We start from the raw sequence: 16,342 nt of genomic DNA, 5'->3' as shown, positions 1-16,342 counted from the left end.
GGTGTCGGTCTCACTCGACAAAAGGTGGCAGCTATGTGCAGGGTGAGAATACCGGACAGTAGGACTCCGGCCAGACCGAAGTCTGCCCGCACACAGCCGCCATAGAGCATGCTACAGACGGTCGTGGCGCTTGGCGCCTACTGGTTCCGGATTCTCACACCCGGTCGCTGATATGCAGCGACGGAGCGAAGACTAGCCAGTGATTCCAGCGGCCACAAGGCCAAAAGATTCTCTAGGAAACGTCCCGCAAGTTAAAGCGATTTGCCTTGCTGGCCCTTAAAAAACCGAGAAGATTTTAAACAGAGGAAGCAAGGTCAAGGGGGCGGATTTATCTGATTACGTGCTCGACTCTCAATAGCCCTGCAGATTAACGTCTACGGGGTTTTTATTGCCTGTTGGAAAGTGCAATGGACGAAAAAAAGCCCGCAATCACGGGCCTTTCTCACAGGGCATTCCAACTTACTTGAACAGGCCGCCAATGGCGTTGATCGCATCCGCAGCCTTGTTCACGTTTTGCTGGCGTTGGGGATTGGTATCCACCTGCGCCTGAGCGTTGTAAGTGCTGTTGCTGCAACTTTTGTTGGTTTGTGTCAGTGCCGCCTGGAACGCGGTCGCGCGCAAGGTATCGCCCTTGGCATTGGCCGCGTTGATATTCGTTTGTAGGTCGCGGATCTGTTGCTGGCAGGAGGCGTTATTGGCGTTGACGGTGCTGTTGCTGTTGCTGGCGCCACCCAGGGCAGATGACAGGGCGCCCGTGAGGGCTGACAGGTCGGCGGCTTGGGCGGTGAGGGTAAACAGGCTGAACAGGGCGGCGGCGGGTGCGAGTTTGGAAAGGCGCATGGCAAACCTCAATGTTTTATTGCCTGCGCAGTTCCGGGAGCCCGAGCAAGCGCAGAACAATATCCATATAGAGGTGAGCGCTCGGGTGAAGCGAAATATATTTGGTCAATTTTTGACCTTCAACAGCGGAGCTCCATAAGTGTGAGTTGTTTCACGTTGTTTCTTAGACGTTGATGGGTGTTACAGCGGTGTTTACTTGAAAGGATGCAAAATGAGGCAGCTACCTCACTTGGCGCAGTGCACACCCGATAGCCGCACCAGCAGCGTCAGAGCAACGATTGCCCAGCCAAAGTTGAGCGCAACAAACATCCATTCAGGTGGAGTTGCACTCAGGAAAATCATCGAGGTAATCGTTAAAAAAACCATCAAAAACCCAAGCGTAAGCCAGAACCAGCGATTCGCCTGGCGCGGACATCCCTCGATCTTCAACGGGTTGTCTTCAGGGAGCGTCATGTTCGTTCGGCCTCGGTAACGTGATGCTTCCTTGCCGGTGTTGAGCTCAAGAGGGCCATCCTGAGCAATGGGGCAGCGCGATGCAAGGGGCGCTCTTAGTTCCCATCCATCAGGCGCATCGCCAGTTCGGGGCTGAACGTGCCTGCCGCCGGGCCGCCGTGACAATCGGTTTTTGTTGAAGACGCACCGTCCGAGTTGCCCGGAAGTTTGATCCATAGGGCAACCAACCGCGGTGAAAGCACTTGGGGTGTCATACCGATCCTGCGACCCGTGGGGTTGCACCAGTCACCAGGCGTTGCGCCGTTGCCGTTGCGGCTGGTGTCTACCGCGATGGCTTTTGTATAGGTGTATTCGCTTAACAGCCTGGCATTGATCGCGTCACCGTAACTGCGCACCTGGGCGAGGGTGTAGAAGTTGGCGATATTCAGGGCAAACCCGCGGGCCTCTTTCACACCGGCTGCATTCAGCGCCTCGGCCATGGCGCCTGGGGATTTCCAGCCTGGATTGCCGGCGTCCAGATATACATCCGTATGGGGCGAGCGCTGCTTGAGCCCCGAGACGGCGTAATTGATCAGCTGCAGCCGCTCGGAGTGCTTGTCCTTGTCCAGGCACTGCATATCGGCCAGCGCATCCGGTTCCAGAATGACCACCGCAGATTTGTCTCCAATACCGTTGATCAGTTGGTCTACCCAGGCCCGGTATGCTGTTGCATTCGGCGCACCGCCTGCAGACGCGCCGCCGCTGCAGTCACGATGGGGCAAGTTGTAGGCCACCAGGATCGGCGTTTTATCCGCGCCGGCAGCGGCCGATACGTAACGATTGACTCGATCCGGGAGCGTGCCCGCAGCCTGGCTGGTGCGGGTCAGCCACAGGGCACTGGGCACCTCGGCAATGGTTGAGCGGATCTTTGCGGTGGCAGGCGTATCGGGGTGCTGCTGGACCCACTGTGCGGCGGTTGACTGCGGGTTGACGTAGAACCCATCGCTCGCCTGGGCAGCAGGCAACATCGACAGGCCGATAAAGCCGGCGGCAAGGGTGGCGATCTTTAGCACGCTCTACACCAGTAAGAGGGGCGGGTGGCCAAGGTAAGTCGGCTCGCCGCCGACGTCACGTGAAGCTGTATGAAGCTTGGCGGGTAGCCGCGTAGGCCGTGGCCATGGCATGCTCCCGCGCTCAGCATCCAGTCAAGGAAGAACGATGTCGATTTATGCAATCACCGTCCCCTGCTTTGCGCAGATGTTGCGGTCGCTCCAGGGGCTTTTGTCCAAAGGCGAAGCGCACGCCAGCGAGTTGGCCTATGACTCGCAAAACCTGCTGGACGCGCGGCTGGCGCCGGACATGCACACCCTTGCAACGCAGATCCGGTTTGCGTGCACCCAGGCTCAGGAGTCGGTCCAGCGTCTTACCCACCAGCCGCTGCCGGTCCTGAGCACACCCGTGACCTTGAGCGAGACGCATGGTTTGATCGAGCAAACCCTGCAAGCCCTCGCTTTGGCAGATCGCGAACTTATCGACAGCAGCGAGCGTGTCGTCTCGATCGAGCTTCCAGACGGCGTCATCTTTGATATGACTGCCCACGAATACGCGGTCAATTGGGCCATTCCCCAGTTCTATTTCCACCTGATGACCGCCTACAACATCCTTCGCCATAACGGTGTGCCGCTCGGCAAGGCCGATTACGTGCCGCATATGTTCGCCTTCGTGCGCGCGCAATAAGCAGCCACCCGAATGAATGGACCCCGGTTCTGCACATAAGCGTATGGTGGGTGTTAAACGCGCTTATTGAGGTACCCACCATGGACGATCGGCTCGGCACCCGCCTGAAAGAAGAACGCAAGGTCCTGGGGCTTTCCCAACAGGAGTTCGGCGCGATTGGCGGTGTCGCTGCGAATGCCCAGGTGCATTACGAGAGCGGTGCTCGACTGCCCAAATCCGATTACCTGATAGCCATCCGGCGCAAAGGCGTGGACATACTTTATGTGCTGACGGGGGAGCGGGCGGTTATCAATCTGGACACGCTCAGCGACAAGGAAACGTTGATCATCAACCACTACCGCACGCTGGACGGGATGGATCAGGATGCGATTGCGCAGATCACTTCCTCGTTGTCTGACAGCTAGCAACGAGGAAGTCCCGGATTTGCTTTGCGCCAGGCTAGAAGCTGTCGGTCGTCCTGAAGTTGCCGCCGCCTGCACTGCCTGACGACGAAAAGCTGACCGTGTTGTTATTGCTGTTGCTGTCGACGGTGATGACGCCGTAGCTGATAGGGCTGATCGATGCGCTGACATAGCCCCGCGTCGCGCCGGCGGCTACCTGGCTGCGGCGCACGATTTTAAGGCCCCGGCCAAGCACATCCACCACTTGCCCAAGTGTCACGTCCTGCGTCATGTAGCCGGCTACCAGCCGCTCGAAGTCTGTCGACAGGTCAAAGTAAACATCGCGACCGGTAAAGTCATCGGTGCGAACTCTACGCTCCAGATCTTTGGCGCGCTGGTAGTCGCTCTTATACAGCTTGATTGCATCCTCGGCCTCCGCCAACTTCTGTAACACCATTACCAAGCGCAGATGCGAAGTTTGCAGTCGCTCCACGATCAGGTCGTCAGCCGCGTCCGGAGTCTGGCTGGCGAGGTCAATCAATTCGCCGATGCTGCGGGTTTTCAGTTGGTCAGTGAGCAACTGCCGAGCACGCTGGTACTGCGGGTCTTCGTTGCGCAAGTAGCTACCGAGCTTTTCCTGGATAGCATTCGCCTGGCGCTTGGCGTTGTCGATCACCTGTTGCAGGGCGTCGAGCTCGGGTTGTATTGAGGCCTGCCCGAGTTGGTCTCGTGCCTGAGTCAGTTGCGCATCGACACTTGTGCTCAGGTTGCTGATCAGATCGCTGCGTTCGGCCTGCAAGGCTTCGTTTCGCTCATCAAGGGCGATCAGGCTAAGCTCGTTTTTGCGGTTGGCGAGGTAATTCACCTTGGTGGCCAGCCAGTTGTCCATCCAGCGGTTCAGTCGATTTCGCCGGTATTGGTCGGTGCCGAAAGCGTGCCCGCGCAGGTAGACGTAGACCAGGTTCGTATCATAGCCGCGGCGTTTCAGCGCGCACTCCTGGCGCAGTTCCTCATAACCGCTGATGTGTTCGCGGTGGGCGGCTTGGGCCAGGTCCAGTTGCTCGACCTGCCGCGCATAGTCCGCGTTCAGCTCCAGAGATAGCCGGGCTTGTTGGTCAAGAGAGTCGGCTCGTGCTTGCAGCTTTTCCTTGTCTGCCAGCGTACGGGCCACGTCGTGCTCTGCCTCACGCAGCTCCCGGTGGAGCAAGTCCTGAGACTGTTGGCGCATTTTCAGGGCGGAGGCGACTTGCTCGTTCTGCGTGTCGCCCAGTTGCAGGTGCAGGGCGGCGATGTGGCCCAAGCGCAGGGTCAGATCCTGCTCCAGCGCCAGTTGCTCGCCGAGCAGCTCAGACAGTTGTCGCTCGGCCGTGCGAATCATCAGCTCGGCGTTGCGGGAGTTACGTTCGGTGATGCCGATCAGGGTGTCAGGCGTCATGTCTTCACCACTCCAATATCGTTTCGAGCGGGTCGGTGGTCCGTTGGCTCAAATAGGTGACTTCCATCCTGCCGGCCGGCTTGCGGCCGATCACGCGGTGGGTCAGGTGGCCGTCGTCGAGTTTGTCGGCCTTGACCTTCAGGTATTCGGCCTGCGGCACCCGCACAGCGAACTGGCTGGCCCAGGCGCCGGTGCCGGTCTCAGTGCTGACGGTGGGCAGCAGCACCGGCCTGTCCGACAGGTCGACGGCTTCGACAACCAAATACCAGCTCTTGCCCTGGGTCGAACCAGGATTGGAATTACACAGCGCCTTGTCGTAGCAGCGCTCGACACCAGACGGTGTGCCGGGCCGGTCGACAACCCGGATGGTTACCTCCTTGGGGATCAGTTCGGTGTTGGCACGCAGTGCCCTGAGTTGGCCGCCGGCTTTTTCGATCTCGAATTTCCCGATGAGGTCTTTGATCATGACCAATTCGGCCTGCATGCCAAGCGTCGCTTTGCTGTCGGAGGCGGGCAGGTGAATATCGGCGACCTTGCGGGTCAACTCGTTGAGCTGGTCGGTCATCGGCTGGACCGCCTTGACCTTGGCCAAAAACGCTTCCAGCACGCCGATCTGCTCATTGGCGTAATCGACCCCCGAGGTATCGACCATGGCCAGGGCATGTTCGGCCTTGGTGTTCAGACGGGGCAGGGCACTGAACAGATCGCTGCCCTCAAGATAGGCCGGATCCTGTTGCACGGCGCTCAGGCGGGCCTTCAGGTTGGCGATGTCTGACTGTTTCTGTGCCACGTTCGTCTCAACGGCGATGGCCGCTCGTTGAGCCTCTTGGATTTCGTGCCTGGCGACCATCACCCGGCTGCATTGCACCACCAGCAAGGTGACCGCGATGAGCTGAATGACGAGTATGCCGCGATGGCGCTTGAGCAGTACCTTGCTCCAGAAACGGTCAAGCGCACTCAGTTCCGGGGCCTCGAACACCAGGCGTTTGGAAAAGAATTCGCGCACGCCCTGGTCGATCTGCGCTTCGGTGAATTGAATGCCGTTGTTCTGGTAATACTCACGGATGCGCGCCGCCACTTCGGCACGGCGTTGAGGCAGGCTCAGGTCTTTTTCCACAGCCATCTGTTGGTGGCGCAGTTGATCGACCAGCGCCATCGCGCCCAGTTGCTCGGAGAGGAGAATGTCGCTCATCAAGCGGCCTTGGTCAGCAATGCGGCGAACTTGCGTTTGGCCTCTTCGACGGCTTCGGCGATGTCACGGGACGCGTTGCTGGATTCAGCGCGGTAGGTTTCCGTCAGGCCGTGCATGTCCGTCTGGAAACTCAGGGTGGCGTCGGCCAGGGCGCGCACCGAGTCGACCTTGATCGTGGTGCCGTAGCTGGCCTGGACCGCCGCTTCCAGTTGCGTGTTGCCGGTGCTGCCCAGGGCTTCAAGACCCTTGCTGATGCCGTCGGTGGTGGCATTCAGTGTGTTGGTGGCTACGGCCAGGCCGCTGTTGCTGGTGAACGACACGGCGAGGCCGGTCAACACCACTTCGTTGGTGGAGAAGAACGAGACCATGCGCTGGTACTGGCGCTCCTTGATCACATGCACCTGGTTGATCCGGGCGAAGACCATTTCGGCCGTGTTGTAGCCGACCTTGAGGTCGTCGGCAATGTCCTTGACGATCTGATAGCGCTTGTCTTCGTCCTGCAGGGCGCGTACAGCTTCGTCGCGGCGCAGCTCCAGGGCCGCGCGCTCGGCCGGCGCCAGGGTTTCGGCAGCGGTGACTTGGGCGTTGGCCTCGTTCAAGGCCTGGGTCCGCTGCTCCAGCACCTGGCCGGCCGTGGCGAGCACTTGCTGGGCATCGACCTCGGCGGCTTTCATGGCCATGCGGAAGTCCAGGTAGGCCTCCAGAATCACGGTTTCCCGGGCGATCTGGTCATTGGCCGACTTGCACACCTGCAGGTATTTTTCACGGATTTCGCTGAAGCGGCTGGGGATCGAGCCACGACGCAGGTTCATCCAGCTCAGCTTGAGTTTCTCCAGCGTATCCAGGCGTCCGTCATCCATCCAGCCGGCCATGGCGGCCGCGTCTTCGCGGATCGAGGTGAAGCTTTGGGTTATGTCCATGAAGCGTGTGGAGATATCCATCCCGGCGATCTGTTCGCGAACCACGCTGTTGAAGGTGGTCGACTGTTGCAGCACGGCAGCGATAGCGGTGACTTTGGCGGTGTCGTACTGGGCCACGCGGTCCAGCAATACCAGGACCGGTGCATCTGGAACCGGCTGCAGAAGATTGATGCCCAGGGTCCGCAGGCCAGTCAGCGCGCGGTCGAGGTAGTTGCTCATCGAGTGTCCTTTCAGGATGTGTTCGGCACAGGTGCAGAGAAGTGCGCAAGTATACCGATCAATGAAGGCAAACCAATGGCAGTTTGGTGGGAACGCGCTTGTTGGCAGGCCTGACGAAGTGTATGCCTGTATCTGCCCGTAGCTGTACGGGGCGCAGGCTGGCGCAACGTTCTACTGTCACGGCCACAGTACTCGTTCGGATGTCGCGCCATGCTTATGTCTTCAAGCCTGTTGTCAGCCTTTGCGCTGTTCGCCTTTGTGTCCTCAATCACCCCTGGCCCCAATAACACCATGTTGCTGGCGTCGGGGGTGAACTTCGGTTTTGTCCGCTCTATTCCCCATGCGCTGGGCATCAGCATTGGCTTCATGTTGTTGGTGATCGCAGTGGGCTTGGGCCTGGGGGAAGTGTTCAAGGCGTTGCCGTGGGCCTACACCGTATTGCGCTATGTAGGGGCGGCGTATTTGCTGTACCTGGCGTGGAAGATTGCAACCTCCAGCGCGATGTCCGATGACACCGATGACAAGCGTAAACCCATGACCTTTCTCGGCGCGGCGGCGTTTCAGTGGGTGAACCCCAAGGCCTGGGTCATGGCGCTGGGTGCTATCACCACCTATACGCCTGCCGACGGTTATGTCACCAACGTGCTGTTGATTGCGGCGGTGTTTGCCCTGGTGAACCTGCCCAGTGTTTGTGTGTGGGCCGGCTGTGGCAGCGGCTTGCGCAATGTGTTGCGCGAGCCGCGTTGGTTGCGGCTGTTCAACTGGTCGATGGCGGGATTGTTGGTGCTGTCGTTGTATCCGATGTTTTTTGCCGGCTGAAACTACCGCTGAACGCAGGCGGCGGGGTGTGGATGCTAGACCGGTGAGATGGTGGCAAGCAGACCAATCGCGATGGTCAGCGCAAGAAAACCGAACAGGAAAAATGCCATCTTAGCCATAAGGCCTCCGAAATGAACGGGCCGGCAGGACGGTTCCTGTCGGGCTCCACGGGCGTGTCGGGAGTGGGTGTATTGTCAGGGCAGGACGAGTTTCGATACAGGGTCAGATGCACAAGAAAAAAGCGTATCAGATGCTCCCCGGCGCCGCCGGTGCCGGAGAACAGGGGGATGCTGGTTTTCGGGGATCAGGCAATAAATAGCGGGTCAGTTCGGTCAAGGAACTAACCTTTTGTGCGGAGTATCGTATTCACCATCCCACACAGGAGGTTTTTCATGAGCATTGGGGCGAGGTTAAAGGCAGAACGTGCCAGGCTTGGCTATTCTCAAGCGGCGCTGGGCAAGGTCGGAGGCGTTGAGACCAATGCCCAGGGGCGTTATGAAAACGGTGTGCGTTTTCCACGGGCAGATTACCTGGCGGCCATTGCCAAGGTCGGTGTCGACGTGTTGTTTGTCATCACCGGCAACCGGGCGGAAAATGGCAACGCCGATTCAGCCAAAGCGGCCGAAGCACTGGACAGCGCCACGGAGTGGCTGGAGAAGGCAAAAGAGTTGATTCACTGAAGCGGTTTGCATCGGGGCGAGTAGGCAAATGGGCAAAACGTTGGCTGCGCTGTCGTTTTTGATGACCCTGGTTTGGGTTTCAGTGGTCATTGCGGTAATGACTTATTTTTCCTGATGCACCTGGGGACGCGTGCGGTGGGGGCCGAAGCGGCCTGCGCTGCTATTGCCCACCACCGCGGCCGAAATCTGTAGATCACTGATCTGGCGAGCTTTTTTGTTTGCCGGGGTGCAGCTTGTTTGTTTGAAAAAGCCCGCGCTCGACCTTGCATCGAGGGGGCTGGATCTATATATTCCCTAGCCTGCTGCAACGCTCAAGGGCTGTTCAAGCTGCTTGGCTCGCTGTATAGCGCTACCGCCCGAATGGCGAAACTGGTAGACGCATGGGACTTAAAATCCCCCGCTCGTAAGGGCGTGCCGGTTCGATTCCGGCTTCGGGCACCACAATATTCAAGGACTTGCGTGATTTATCAGGCAGGTCCTTTTTTGTTTCCGCTCCGCAATTTCAACTGTTGCTCCGCAACTCACTTAGTTGGCGGATGCCCAGTCAGGCTTTTTACTGAGTGTTTTTAGTCTGGTTCGTACACGATGGATCTTAGGTAAACTCAAGGATGTAGTAGATGCGTAATACCTGGTTGCTGCTCTTTGTTTCGTCCATCGCCCTTGCTGGTTGTGGCGGGATCCCCTCTGTTCCCTATGTCGATCCACCTCAGGCCGACAATACGGCCCGAGTTCGTGTGATCACCAATTCCAATGTGTTTGGCGACAGTGTCACTGGCAGCTGTGCCCCGGATACTCGCCACAAAATGGCTGTAGCTGGTCGCTTCTCAGAGGATGGACAGCCGAGCATTAACTACCCTCAGTACCCACTTAAGCCGGCCGATCTTGGAATGCCGGGAAGGGTTTCACCCAAGCTTCAGCAGTACATCGGAGCCGTTCGGATGGCCGAAGGCTTGTACACCGAGATTGTGGCTGAGTACCGCGTTAAAACAGATGCACCCTTTCAGGTTGCGACATTAGGTGCGTCGGCCGGCAGCTACGGCAGCACTTACGCTGTGTGCCCAGGCCAGGCGAAAGTATTCAAACTGGAGCCCGGAAAAGACTACGAGGTTCTGGTGGGCCTCGGCAGCGCGCCCAACGCGGATGGAAATGCGGTGATTATGTGCGTGTTTGGCGTAGTCGAGCTTATGTCTATTCCTAATCTACCGATTGCATGGCCGAAAAAACTCACGGGCACGGAGTCGCCCCAGAAGCTTTGCAAGGGCTAAGTAGCACAGCTCATATTTTTTACGTGGTTGCCATATCTAAGCCCAGCGCGATTGCTGGGCTTTTTCGTTTTTGGCTATCCATCTCGGCAAGAGCGAGCGGGCATTGAAGATCTTGGCGCTATTGCTTGGAAGCACGCTCTCAAGAGCCTGAGGCAATCCGAATCTTTGTCTGCTCAGGTGTTTCATGCTCAACCACCTGAACCGTGTCCGATAGCTGAATGAGGGGATAGTGCTCGCGCATCCCCTCGAGCATCACCCTTGGTGGCCATTCGTCCTGCATACCGCAGAAAGCAGCGGCTTCGTTTAAAGGCATGTACGTGCAACGAGTAACCCACACGACGGTTGTCTTGCTCGGGTCGTCCTCACATTCGTAGCGCAAATAGCCTGGCTCTATATGCAGTTCGCCCATGCGGATCGTTGACCTCTTGCTGCCTTTGAGCAACTCAGGGAAAAGTCGAGGCACAATCCGCAACGTTTGCATGCACGAATCCTTAGAAAACACACATAAAAGGGAGTAATTGCCAGAGTCTTCCATGAGCCCTTTCTTTGATGCTTCCATTGCGATCTGAGCGCGTCACCGTAGCAGAGTAGGGCGCTCGCCAGAAATAAGAAGCCCAGCGCTGGGCCGGGCTTCGATGTAATAGCGTCAGAAACTAACGATGCTTGTTCTTGTGTTTATGCTTGTTTTTGCCATTGTGCTTCTTGCCATCAGATCGATGATTGCTCTCATCGTCCGCCAGGTTGTTTCCTAGCGCGCCACCCGCGGCGCCGCCGAGACCTGCACCGATCGTCGAGCCAGTGGCGCCGCCGAGGCGATTACCAATGAGTGACCCGCCAGCCGATCCGACACCGCCACCTATCGCGGCTTCCGCTCTGTTGCCTCTTTGAGCGCCGACAGCACTGCCGGCAGCACCACCTACGCCTGCGCCTACTGCCGCGCCCGTCGAGCCGCCGAGCTGTTGACCTACGATATTGCCAAGTGCACCACCAACGCCGCCTCCAAGAGCGGCTGTGCCATCTCCGGCTGCCATCGCGCCTTGCGAAATGAGGACACCCAGAACTAGGGCGGGTAGTGTCATTTTCATTTTTTGAACCTCTATGGGTTGTCAGCAGGCGCTCACGGTTTAAAGCACGCCTGGCATTAGGACTAGAGTGAAAGTTTGAAGTTCTCTAAGGGCAGTGCCCGCAGGCGAATGGTTGTAACAAGATATGCCGTGTTGGGTCTGGCTGCAGATGGCAGGTACAGGACTGACAATGACGGGAAGCTGGCAAGCATCATAGGGATCGTTACGCTAGGGTGCAGATTCAGCGGTGATTCTGCCGACATGGCGCTTATGTCGGCCGGCCTAGCATGAGGAGATCCTATGTCCACTTCCAAGCTCCCTTCACGTGTTTTCAGCACGCCCCGTCATACGACGCATTATGTAGAGCAGGGGCCTGCCGATGGACCATTGATGATGTTCCTGCACGGTTGGCCTGAGCTCAGTTTGATCTGGCGTGCGCAGATGGAAGCGTTCGCAGCTAAAGGCTGGCACTGCGTTGCACCCGACATGCGCGGTTATGGTGGCTCCTCTGCGCCAGCCACCATAGATGCTTACACGATTGAAAACATCGTGACAGACATGGCAGAACTTCATGACCATCTCGGCGCAATACCCGCAATCTGGGTAGGCCACGATTGGGGCAGCGTTGTGGCGGGTGAATTGGTTGCTCATGAACCTCAGCGGAGCCGCGGCGTGGTGCTGATTTCGGTCCCCTACTTCCCCTCCACGAACGCGCTGCCGACGCTGGTCCCGCTGGTTGACCGAGGGATTTATCCGGCGGACCAGTATCCAGACGGTCAATGGGACTATTACCGCTACTACAACACGCACTTTGCGTCCGCCGTCGCTGATCTTGATGCGGACAAAGCCGCGTCGCTGGCATCGATTTATCGGCGAGGCGACCCTGCGGGCATTGGCAAGGTTGCATCCAATGCCGAAGTGACCAGGAAAGGCGGGCGGTTTGGCGAAGCGCACCGGGCCCCACCCACCCGAACAGACGCCGCGCTCTGGCCCGAGGCGGACTTTGCTGCACTGGTGCGGACGTTCGAAGAGCGGGGCTTCCGCGCACCCTGCGCGTGGTACCTGAACGACGATGCCAACATCGAGTACGCCCACCGAGCGCCCGATGGTGGACGCCTGTCATTGCCCGTACTGTTTGTGAACGGCGATTACGACCAGATGAATACCATCAAGGGCAATCAACTGGGCGATCCAATGCGTGCGGCCTGCGCAGATCTCAGCGTGACGAGCGTGTCTGGCGGGCACTGGCTTCCGGTGGAGTGCAAGACAGAACTCGTAGTGGCCATAAGTACCTGGCTAGAAAGTAGAACGCTCTCTATACCTTAGTCAGCGAGCCTTCGAGTCGGTACAAGTCGAGGGTGGGAGTTGTGTAGAAAGAGAGCGATGTCTGTGCCGCGAAGTCGTCGATATGAACGACGGTCGCACCATCAGCTTCTTGCCAGGTGATCACGAAAGCGGTGGGCGAGATAGCCTTCCATTCGTAGTTGACCTCTCTTTTAGCGCCTTTGAGATCGCCGCCGATAATTTCATAGCTGAGGCTTTGGCCGTCTTCCGCATAAATATTGAGCGCGATTAAACCGTCGTAACGCACTTCGAACGTTTTTCCGGCGAAGGGTGGTTTGGTAGCTGAAGTCGACATGAGGCAGGAGCTTCCTGAGAGTGGTGATCGCGCATCATGTGCTTGTCCAGTGCTCCCTAAACAGCCGGGTAAACACAAAACATATTTGACGTACACGCACGAACGTTACGACTTTCGAAGTCTTCAGGCATGCTCAGCGTTCGGCTGTGCGGGTTGTTCGCAATGGCTAACGGAACGTATGATCGGAACGAGCGCCCTTATTTGGGCGCTGAGACTCACACCCTTTGAAGGACATGAGCATGGAAAAGCACTTCGGTAATTCAGGCCTGTTCAAGGCTGCTTCGTATCACTGCAACACGCTCCTGAGCAGCGGCATTGCGCGCTGGGAGCTGAAAAATATTGCGTTGAATACGAAGGAGTTTTTGATATGTCCAAAGAACTACTCGGAGTTTCTGCTCTAGGGTTGATGGTGCTCGGTGAGTTTTGTGCAATCTACAGTGAGGTGGTAACCGCCAAGCTTGCCCAAACAGGGAATGGTTCATGGGAAGGGTTCGTCCTTCCCGTTGTGGTTATGTGTTTTGCCGGGCTTTGCCTGCTGGGTGCGTATTGGCTGGGGTACATGGCTGTCGGTGATATCTGGATCGTCACCGTGGTCTCAGTCACCTCTTTGTTGCTGCTTGAGCCAGTGGTGGTCTGGTCTCTGTTTCATGAAGCACCAGGACGTGGCGCACTCATCGGGTTCGTCCTGGGAGCCTTGGGTATGCTTTCCACTGTATTGCTTTAACTCAGCCCTCTGGCCCGGTGATCAAACGCCGGGCAGTTCACCGCCGCTGGGTTCCGTGCAACCCTCATTATTGATTTTGTCATTCATCCACGGAGCAGACAGCCCATGTCAAACACCGCTGGCATGTTTACCCGTCAGTTTTTTCACGGCACCCGGGCTGATCTGGAACCGGGCGATCTGATCCGCGTCGGCTACCCATCCAACTTCACAGAAGGTAAACCACTGTCGTGGGTCTACTTCGCGGGCACCCTGGATGCCGCCATCTGGGGGGCTGAGCTGGCACTCGGCAGTGAGCGGGAACGGATTTATGTTGTGGAGCCAACGGGGTCAATCATGGATGATCCCAATGTGACGGATAAGAAGTTTCCCGGTAATCCCACGCTGTCCTATCGCTCCGCCGATCCGTTGCGGGTCGTCGCTGAAGTGACGAAGTGGCAAGGGCATCCGCCTGAGCGGTTGCAGCAGATGAAGGACAACCTCGCGCGCTTGAAGGCCGAGGGTCGCGATGTGATCATCGACTGATATAGATTGCCCAGTGGTTTTCTTTAACTATTCCAGCAGGTGCCCCCATGCAGAGTTCTCCTCCTGAAGGCTTACCCACCTATCGGATTCTGACAGGCAAGGACGATGCCTCCTTCTGTCACCGAGTCTCTGAAGCCCTTGCTCTGGGCTACCAGCTTTATGGTTCGCCAGCGGCAACATTTAACGGCGAATACGTTGTCGTGGCACAGGCCGTCGTTTGGAATCCCGATAACTAGCCGGTCTCAGTGAGCGACGCGCGAGGTGGAGTCACGACGACTCAGCCATGAACAGGGAAGGACATTGCCGGTGATCAACTCAGCCTTGCGGGTATGGTGTGCAGTCAGTGTGCTGTGCATCGCCTCCTTTACCATGGTGACTTCCGAGTTCGCCCCCATTGGTTTGCTGTCGCAACTATCTGCCGGCCTGAATCAAGCCCCGTCTACCGTCGGGCTGACCGTAACCCTATACGCGTGGATCGGGGCGGCCAGCGGCTTGTTATCCAACTGGTTGAGCCGCCGGGTTCCCCGCAAGGCGCTGCTGATCGCGTTGATGTTGATACTGGCCTTATCGAACGGCCTGGCAGCGTTATCCCCTGAATTTTCCTCTCTGCTCGGTGCCCGCGCCGTCGGCGCATTGGCCCATGGGGTGTTCTGGGCCATCGTGGCTGCCACTGCCGCGCATATTGTGCCGTCGCACCGCGTGGGGCTGGCCACCTCGATTGTGCTGGGCGGCATCACGATTGCCACGGTCATGGGCGTACCGCTGATTAATCTGGTGGGCCAATACGATGGTTGGCGCACAGCCTTTATGTGCCTGGCCTTGATGTGTGTCGCCAGCGCCGGCGCGATCGCCCTGGTGCTGCCTTCCATGCATATTCCCTCGCTGGCCAAAGGTCTGGGGTTTGCGGTGGTGCTGCGGCGCAAGGACCTGATGATCACTTACGTCATCACCGGCCTGACCGCCGCCGCGCATTTTGGCGCCTACACCTTTGTCGAACCGTTTATAGGCCAGGTACCCGGCATTACTTCGTATTGGATTGCTGTATTGCTGTTTGCTTTCGGCGCCGCAGGTTTTCTGGGCAACCTGCTGAGTGCACTGTTTATTGATCGTTACTTGAAGGCGTTCATTTTGCTGGCGTTGGTTGCGATGGCCTTGGCGTTGGTGACCTTGGGCATCTACGGTCCGCTACTGGGGCTCGCGCCCGTGGTGACGTTACTGGTGATCTGGGGCGTGGCCATTTCCGCTTTGTTTACCGGCCTGCAGACGTGGGTCTTGAGGATCGCCGGAGATCACATGGTACCGGCGACCGCCCTCCATACTGCCGTGCTCAACAGTGCAATCGGGCTGGGTGTGATTGTCGGAGGGAGCGTGCTGGACGTGGCCGGGCTCAAGGGGGCGATGCTGTCGGCCAGCGTGGTGATTGTTCCGGCTATTGTCCTGATGATTACCGTGGGGTTGCGTGCCCGCGCAGAGCCGGTTTTTTCGTGAGCGCCGCTGATCCCCAGTCGGGATCAGCGGCGGTCGGGGCTACTTGTAGTGCTGTTCAAACATGGCAACCTGCTCCGGTTTGATCAACTGAAACGGCACCCACACATCCGTCTCGACCGCTTCGCCCTTGATCATTTTGATGGCTGCTTGTACGGCAGCAGTGGCTTGGGCCTTGGGGTCTTGAAAGACTGAGGCAACCAGCATCCCGCGCTTGATCGCGGCCAGCCCGTCGGGCAAGCCGTCGATGCCGACGATGGCGATATCGCCTTTGGCTTTTCCCGCTTGCTGCAACGCCATCGCAGCTCCAATGGCCATCTCGTCGTTGTTGGCCACGATGGCATCGAAGTGAGTCCCCGCCAGCAACCAGTTGCTGGTCAGGTCCATGCTTTTGCTGCGCTGCCATTCAGCCGATTGCTGTTCCACGATCTTGATATCGGGATAATCCTTGAGCACCTGTTTAACCCCTTCGGTACGGTCATGGGTGGCGTTTTGCGCCAGGTCACCCATGATAATTGCGAGCGTCCCTTTGCCCTGGAGCTTCTCGGCGAGGTAGCGCATCTGCAATTGCCCGGCCTCAATATCATTGGACGCCACCGTCACCACGCCTTTGGGCAATACGCGCTCGTCCGGGTGGCGGTTGACGTAGACCAGCGGCGTATTCGCCTCGACAGCGGCGCGGGTCATGTTGGCAGTGGCGGCGGTGTCCACCGGCAAGACGATGACCGCATCGACTTTCTGATTGATAAACCCCTGGACCTGATTGAGCTGGCGCACCACGTCGCCCTGGGCGTCTTCGAACTGGATCTGGACATTCTCCTGTTTGGCCGCATCTTCCAGGCCGCTGCGCACGTAGGTCATGAAATTGTCGTCAACCCTGGCAATGCTGACGCCTACGCGATAGCTGGCGGCGGCCCATTGGCTGAAGAGGAGTAACAGCGTGGCGAAAAGCAATGTGCTGCGACGCATGATGGTGTTCCTTTTATTGT

Annotated in this window: 21 protein-coding genes and 1 tRNA gene; 12 read left to right on the top strand and 10 right to left on the bottom strand. The window is 58.0% G+C overall.

The features are described from left to right. Positions 1-459: 459 nt before the first annotated feature. The 3 genes from SNL23_RS30900 to SNL23_RS30890 all read right to left on the bottom strand — a co-directional run bounded on the left by SNL23_RS30900 (position 460) and on the right by SNL23_RS30890 (position 2,345). Positions 460-840 (bottom strand): DUF1090 family protein, encoded by a 381-nt coding sequence (locus SNL23_RS30900; RefSeq protein ID WP_318304673.1) that lies wholly within the window; start codon positions 838-840, stop codon positions 460-462. Between the two features lie 225 nt (positions 841-1,065). Next, complete coding sequence (locus tag SNL23_RS30895; RefSeq protein ID WP_076013956.1) at positions 1,066-1,293, bottom strand: hypothetical protein; 228 nt, start codon at positions 1,291-1,293, stop codon at positions 1,066-1,068. A 95-nt stretch (positions 1,294-1,388) separates the two neighbouring features. Continuing rightward, on the bottom strand, positions 1,389-2,345 hold the full coding sequence (locus SNL23_RS30890; RefSeq protein ID WP_318304672.1) for a glycoside hydrolase family 6 protein: 957 nt from the start codon (positions 2,343-2,345) through the stop codon (positions 1,389-1,391). A 145-nt stretch (positions 2,346-2,490) separates the two neighbouring features. On the opposite strand from SNL23_RS30890, the gene SNL23_RS30885 reads away from it, so the two are divergent. Together SNL23_RS30885 and SNL23_RS30880 are read left to right on the top strand one after the other, a co-directional pair. Beyond that, complete coding sequence (locus SNL23_RS30885; protein WP_318304671.1) at positions 2,491-3,009, top strand: DUF1993 domain-containing protein; 519 nt, start codon at positions 2,491-2,493, stop codon at positions 3,007-3,009. An 80-nt stretch (positions 3,010-3,089) separates the two neighbouring features. Further along, the gene (locus SNL23_RS30880) at positions 3,090-3,413 is read left to right on the top strand and encodes a helix-turn-helix domain-containing protein (protein ID WP_076013958.1); all 324 of its coding nucleotides are present in this window, start codon (positions 3,090-3,092) and stop codon (positions 3,411-3,413) included. A 34-nt stretch (positions 3,414-3,447) separates the two neighbouring features. On the opposite strand, the gene SNL23_RS30875 is transcribed toward SNL23_RS30880, so the two are convergent. Genes SNL23_RS30875 through SNL23_RS30865 form a run of 3 tightly spaced genes read right to left on the bottom strand, consistent with a single transcriptional unit; the run spans position 3,448 to position 7,155 of the window. After that, positions 3,448-4,824: a hypothetical protein gene (locus SNL23_RS30875; RefSeq protein WP_318304670.1), complete on the bottom strand. Its 1,377-nt coding sequence runs from the start codon at positions 4,822-4,824 to the stop codon at positions 3,448-3,450. A gap of 4 nt (positions 4,825-4,828) precedes the next feature. Then, a complete protein-coding gene (locus SNL23_RS30870; RefSeq protein ID WP_318304668.1) occupies positions 4,829-6,016 on the bottom strand; it encodes a DUF6384 family protein in 1,188 nt (395 codons plus the stop codon). After that, positions 6,016-7,155, bottom strand: a complete 1,140-nt coding sequence (locus SNL23_RS30865; protein WP_318304666.1) for a merozoite surface protein 3b — start codon at positions 7,153-7,155, stop codon at positions 6,016-6,018. Before SNL23_RS30865 ends, SNL23_RS30870 begins: the two co-directional genes overlap by 1 nt. A gap of 210 nt (positions 7,156-7,365) precedes the next feature. On the opposite strand from SNL23_RS30865, the gene SNL23_RS30860 reads away from it, so the two are divergent. The 4 genes from SNL23_RS30860 to SNL23_RS30845 all read left to right on the top strand — a co-directional run bounded on the left by SNL23_RS30860 (position 7,366) and on the right by SNL23_RS30845 (position 9,919). After that, positions 7,366-7,974 (top strand): LysE family translocator, encoded by a 609-nt coding sequence (locus SNL23_RS30860; protein WP_076013962.1) that lies wholly within the window; start codon positions 7,366-7,368, stop codon positions 7,972-7,974. A gap of 392 nt (positions 7,975-8,366) precedes the next feature. After that, positions 8,367-8,654, top strand: a complete 288-nt coding sequence (locus SNL23_RS30855) for a helix-turn-helix domain-containing protein (protein ID WP_318304665.1) — start codon at positions 8,367-8,369, stop codon at positions 8,652-8,654. A 354-nt stretch (positions 8,655-9,008) separates the two neighbouring features. After that, positions 9,009-9,095: transfer RNA gene (locus SNL23_RS30850), tRNA-Leu, on the top strand. Between the two features lie 176 nt (positions 9,096-9,271). Continuing rightward, positions 9,272-9,919 carry a hypothetical protein gene (locus SNL23_RS30845; RefSeq protein WP_076013964.1) on the top strand — a complete coding sequence of 216 codons (648 nt, stop codon included), beginning with the start codon at positions 9,272-9,274 and terminating at the stop codon, positions 9,917-9,919. Between the two features lie 139 nt (positions 9,920-10,058). Here SNL23_RS30845 and SNL23_RS30840 read toward each other — a convergent pair whose 3' ends face one another. Next, a complete protein-coding gene (locus SNL23_RS30840; RefSeq protein ID WP_076013965.1) occupies positions 10,059-10,400 on the bottom strand; it encodes an ASCH domain-containing protein in 342 nt (113 codons plus the stop codon). 172 nt (positions 10,401-10,572) lie between these two features. After that, on the bottom strand, positions 10,573-11,004 hold the full coding sequence (locus SNL23_RS30835; protein ID WP_076013966.1) for a hypothetical protein: 432 nt from the start codon (positions 11,002-11,004) through the stop codon (positions 10,573-10,575). A 279-nt stretch (positions 11,005-11,283) separates the two neighbouring features. Between SNL23_RS30835 and SNL23_RS30830 the strand changes: the two genes are divergently transcribed. Further along, a complete protein-coding gene (locus SNL23_RS30830; protein ID WP_318304664.1) occupies positions 11,284-12,309 on the top strand; it encodes an alpha/beta hydrolase in 1,026 nt (341 codons plus the stop codon). Here SNL23_RS30830 and SNL23_RS30825 read toward each other — a convergent pair. Then, positions 12,299-12,622, bottom strand: coding sequence for a MoaF-related domain-containing protein (locus tag SNL23_RS30825; protein WP_318304662.1), 324 nt, complete (start codon positions 12,620-12,622; stop codon positions 12,299-12,301). The two genes, SNL23_RS30830 and SNL23_RS30825, sit on opposite strands and share 11 nt — an antisense overlap. A gap of 239 nt (positions 12,623-12,861) precedes the next feature. On the opposite strand from SNL23_RS30825, the gene SNL23_RS30820 reads away from it, so the two are divergent. The 5 genes from SNL23_RS30820 (at position 12,862) to SNL23_RS30800 (ending at position 15,356) form a co-directional block, all read left to right on the top strand. Beyond that, entirely contained in the window at positions 12,862-13,023 is a 162-nt protein-coding gene (locus SNL23_RS30820) for a hypothetical protein (RefSeq protein WP_167664954.1), read from the top strand. Positions 13,024-13,028: 5 nt separating this feature from the next. Next, the gene (locus SNL23_RS30815) at positions 13,029-13,346 is read left to right on the top strand and encodes a hypothetical protein (RefSeq protein WP_167665023.1); all 318 of its coding nucleotides are present in this window, start codon (positions 13,029-13,031) and stop codon (positions 13,344-13,346) included. A gap of 105 nt (positions 13,347-13,451) precedes the next feature. Then, positions 13,452-13,868 (top strand): NAD(+)--rifampin ADP-ribosyltransferase, encoded by a 417-nt coding sequence (gene arr / locus SNL23_RS30810; protein WP_167664953.1) that lies wholly within the window; start codon positions 13,452-13,454, stop codon positions 13,866-13,868. A 47-nt stretch (positions 13,869-13,915) separates the two neighbouring features. Beyond that, a complete protein-coding gene (locus SNL23_RS30805) occupies positions 13,916-14,104 on the top strand; it encodes a DUF1737 domain-containing protein (RefSeq protein WP_167664952.1) in 189 nt (62 codons plus the stop codon). A gap of 70 nt (positions 14,105-14,174) precedes the next feature. Next, positions 14,175-15,356 carry an MFS transporter gene (locus SNL23_RS30800; protein ID WP_318304661.1) on the top strand — a complete coding sequence of 394 codons (1,182 nt, stop codon included), beginning with the start codon at positions 14,175-14,177 and terminating at the stop codon, positions 15,354-15,356. 39 nt (positions 15,357-15,395) lie between these two features. On the opposite strand, the gene SNL23_RS30795 is transcribed toward SNL23_RS30800, so the two are convergent. After that, positions 15,396-16,322, bottom strand: coding sequence for a sugar ABC transporter substrate-binding protein (locus SNL23_RS30795; RefSeq protein ID WP_076013969.1), 927 nt, complete (start codon positions 16,320-16,322; stop codon positions 15,396-15,398). Between the last annotated feature and the right edge of the window lie 20 nt (positions 16,323-16,342).

The organism is Pseudomonas sp. SED1, assembly GCF_034044025.1.
GTDB lineage: Bacteria > Pseudomonadota > Gammaproteobacteria > Pseudomonadales > Pseudomonadaceae > Aquipseudomonas.
The sequence above is the reverse complement of the archived record's forward strand: the minus strand, read 5'-3'. Positions and strand labels throughout refer to the sequence as shown.

What these genes read in the sequence shown, in the direction of transcription:
- SNL23_RS30835 (WP_076013966.1), bottom strand. Translation starts at nt 11,004, where the DNA reads ATGAAAATGACACTACCCGCCCTAGTTCTGGGTGTCCTCATTTCGCAA.
- SNL23_RS30830 (WP_318304664.1), top strand. Translation starts at nt 11,284, where the DNA reads ATGTCCACTTCCAAGCTCCCTTCACGTGTTTTCAGCACGCCCCGTCAT.
- SNL23_RS30805 (WP_167664952.1), top strand. Translation starts at nt 13,916, where the DNA reads ATGCAGAGTTCTCCTCCTGAAGGCTTACCCACCTATCGGATTCTGACA.
- SNL23_RS30845 (WP_076013964.1), top strand. Translation starts at nt 9,272, where the DNA reads ATGCGTAATACCTGGTTGCTGCTCTTTGTTTCGTCCATCGCCCTTGCT.
- SNL23_RS30875 (WP_318304670.1), bottom strand. Translation starts at nt 4,824, where the DNA reads ATGACGCCTGACACCCTGATCGGCATCACCGAACGTAACTCCCGCAAC.
- SNL23_RS30895 (WP_076013956.1), bottom strand. Translation starts at nt 1,293, where the DNA reads ATGACGCTCCCTGAAGACAACCCGTTGAAGATCGAGGGATGTCCGCGC.
- SNL23_RS30855 (WP_318304665.1), top strand. Translation starts at nt 8,367, where the DNA reads ATGAGCATTGGGGCGAGGTTAAAGGCAGAACGTGCCAGGCTTGGCTAT.
- SNL23_RS30860 (WP_076013962.1), top strand. Translation starts at nt 7,366, where the DNA reads ATGCTTATGTCTTCAAGCCTGTTGTCAGCCTTTGCGCTGTTCGCCTTT.
- SNL23_RS30900 (WP_318304673.1), bottom strand. Translation starts at nt 840, where the DNA reads ATGCGCCTTTCCAAACTCGCACCCGCCGCCGCCCTGTTCAGCCTGTTT.
- SNL23_RS30820 (WP_167664954.1), top strand. Translation starts at nt 12,862, where the DNA reads ATGGAAAAGCACTTCGGTAATTCAGGCCTGTTCAAGGCTGCTTCGTAT.
- SNL23_RS30885 (WP_318304671.1), top strand. Translation starts at nt 2,491, where the DNA reads ATGTCGATTTATGCAATCACCGTCCCCTGCTTTGCGCAGATGTTGCGG.
- SNL23_RS30795 (WP_076013969.1), bottom strand. Translation starts at nt 16,322, where the DNA reads ATGCGTCGCAGCACATTGCTTTTCGCCACGCTGTTACTCCTCTTCAGC.
- arr (WP_167664953.1), top strand. Translation starts at nt 13,452, where the DNA reads ATGTCAAACACCGCTGGCATGTTTACCCGTCAGTTTTTTCACGGCACC.
- SNL23_RS30840 (WP_076013965.1), bottom strand. Translation starts at nt 10,400, where the DNA reads ATGCAAACGTTGCGGATTGTGCCTCGACTTTTCCCTGAGTTGCTCAAA.
- SNL23_RS30865 (WP_318304666.1), bottom strand. Translation starts at nt 7,155, where the DNA reads ATGAGCAACTACCTCGACCGCGCGCTGACTGGCCTGCGGACCCTGGGC.
- SNL23_RS30815 (WP_167665023.1), top strand. Translation starts at nt 13,029, where the DNA reads ATGGTGCTCGGTGAGTTTTGTGCAATCTACAGTGAGGTGGTAACCGCC.
- SNL23_RS30880 (WP_076013958.1), top strand. Translation starts at nt 3,090, where the DNA reads ATGGACGATCGGCTCGGCACCCGCCTGAAAGAAGAACGCAAGGTCCTG.
- SNL23_RS30825 (WP_318304662.1), bottom strand. Translation starts at nt 12,622, where the DNA reads ATGTCGACTTCAGCTACCAAACCACCCTTCGCCGGAAAAACGTTCGAA.
- SNL23_RS30870 (WP_318304668.1), bottom strand. Translation starts at nt 6,016, where the DNA reads ATGAGCGACATTCTCCTCTCCGAGCAACTGGGCGCGATGGCGCTGGTC.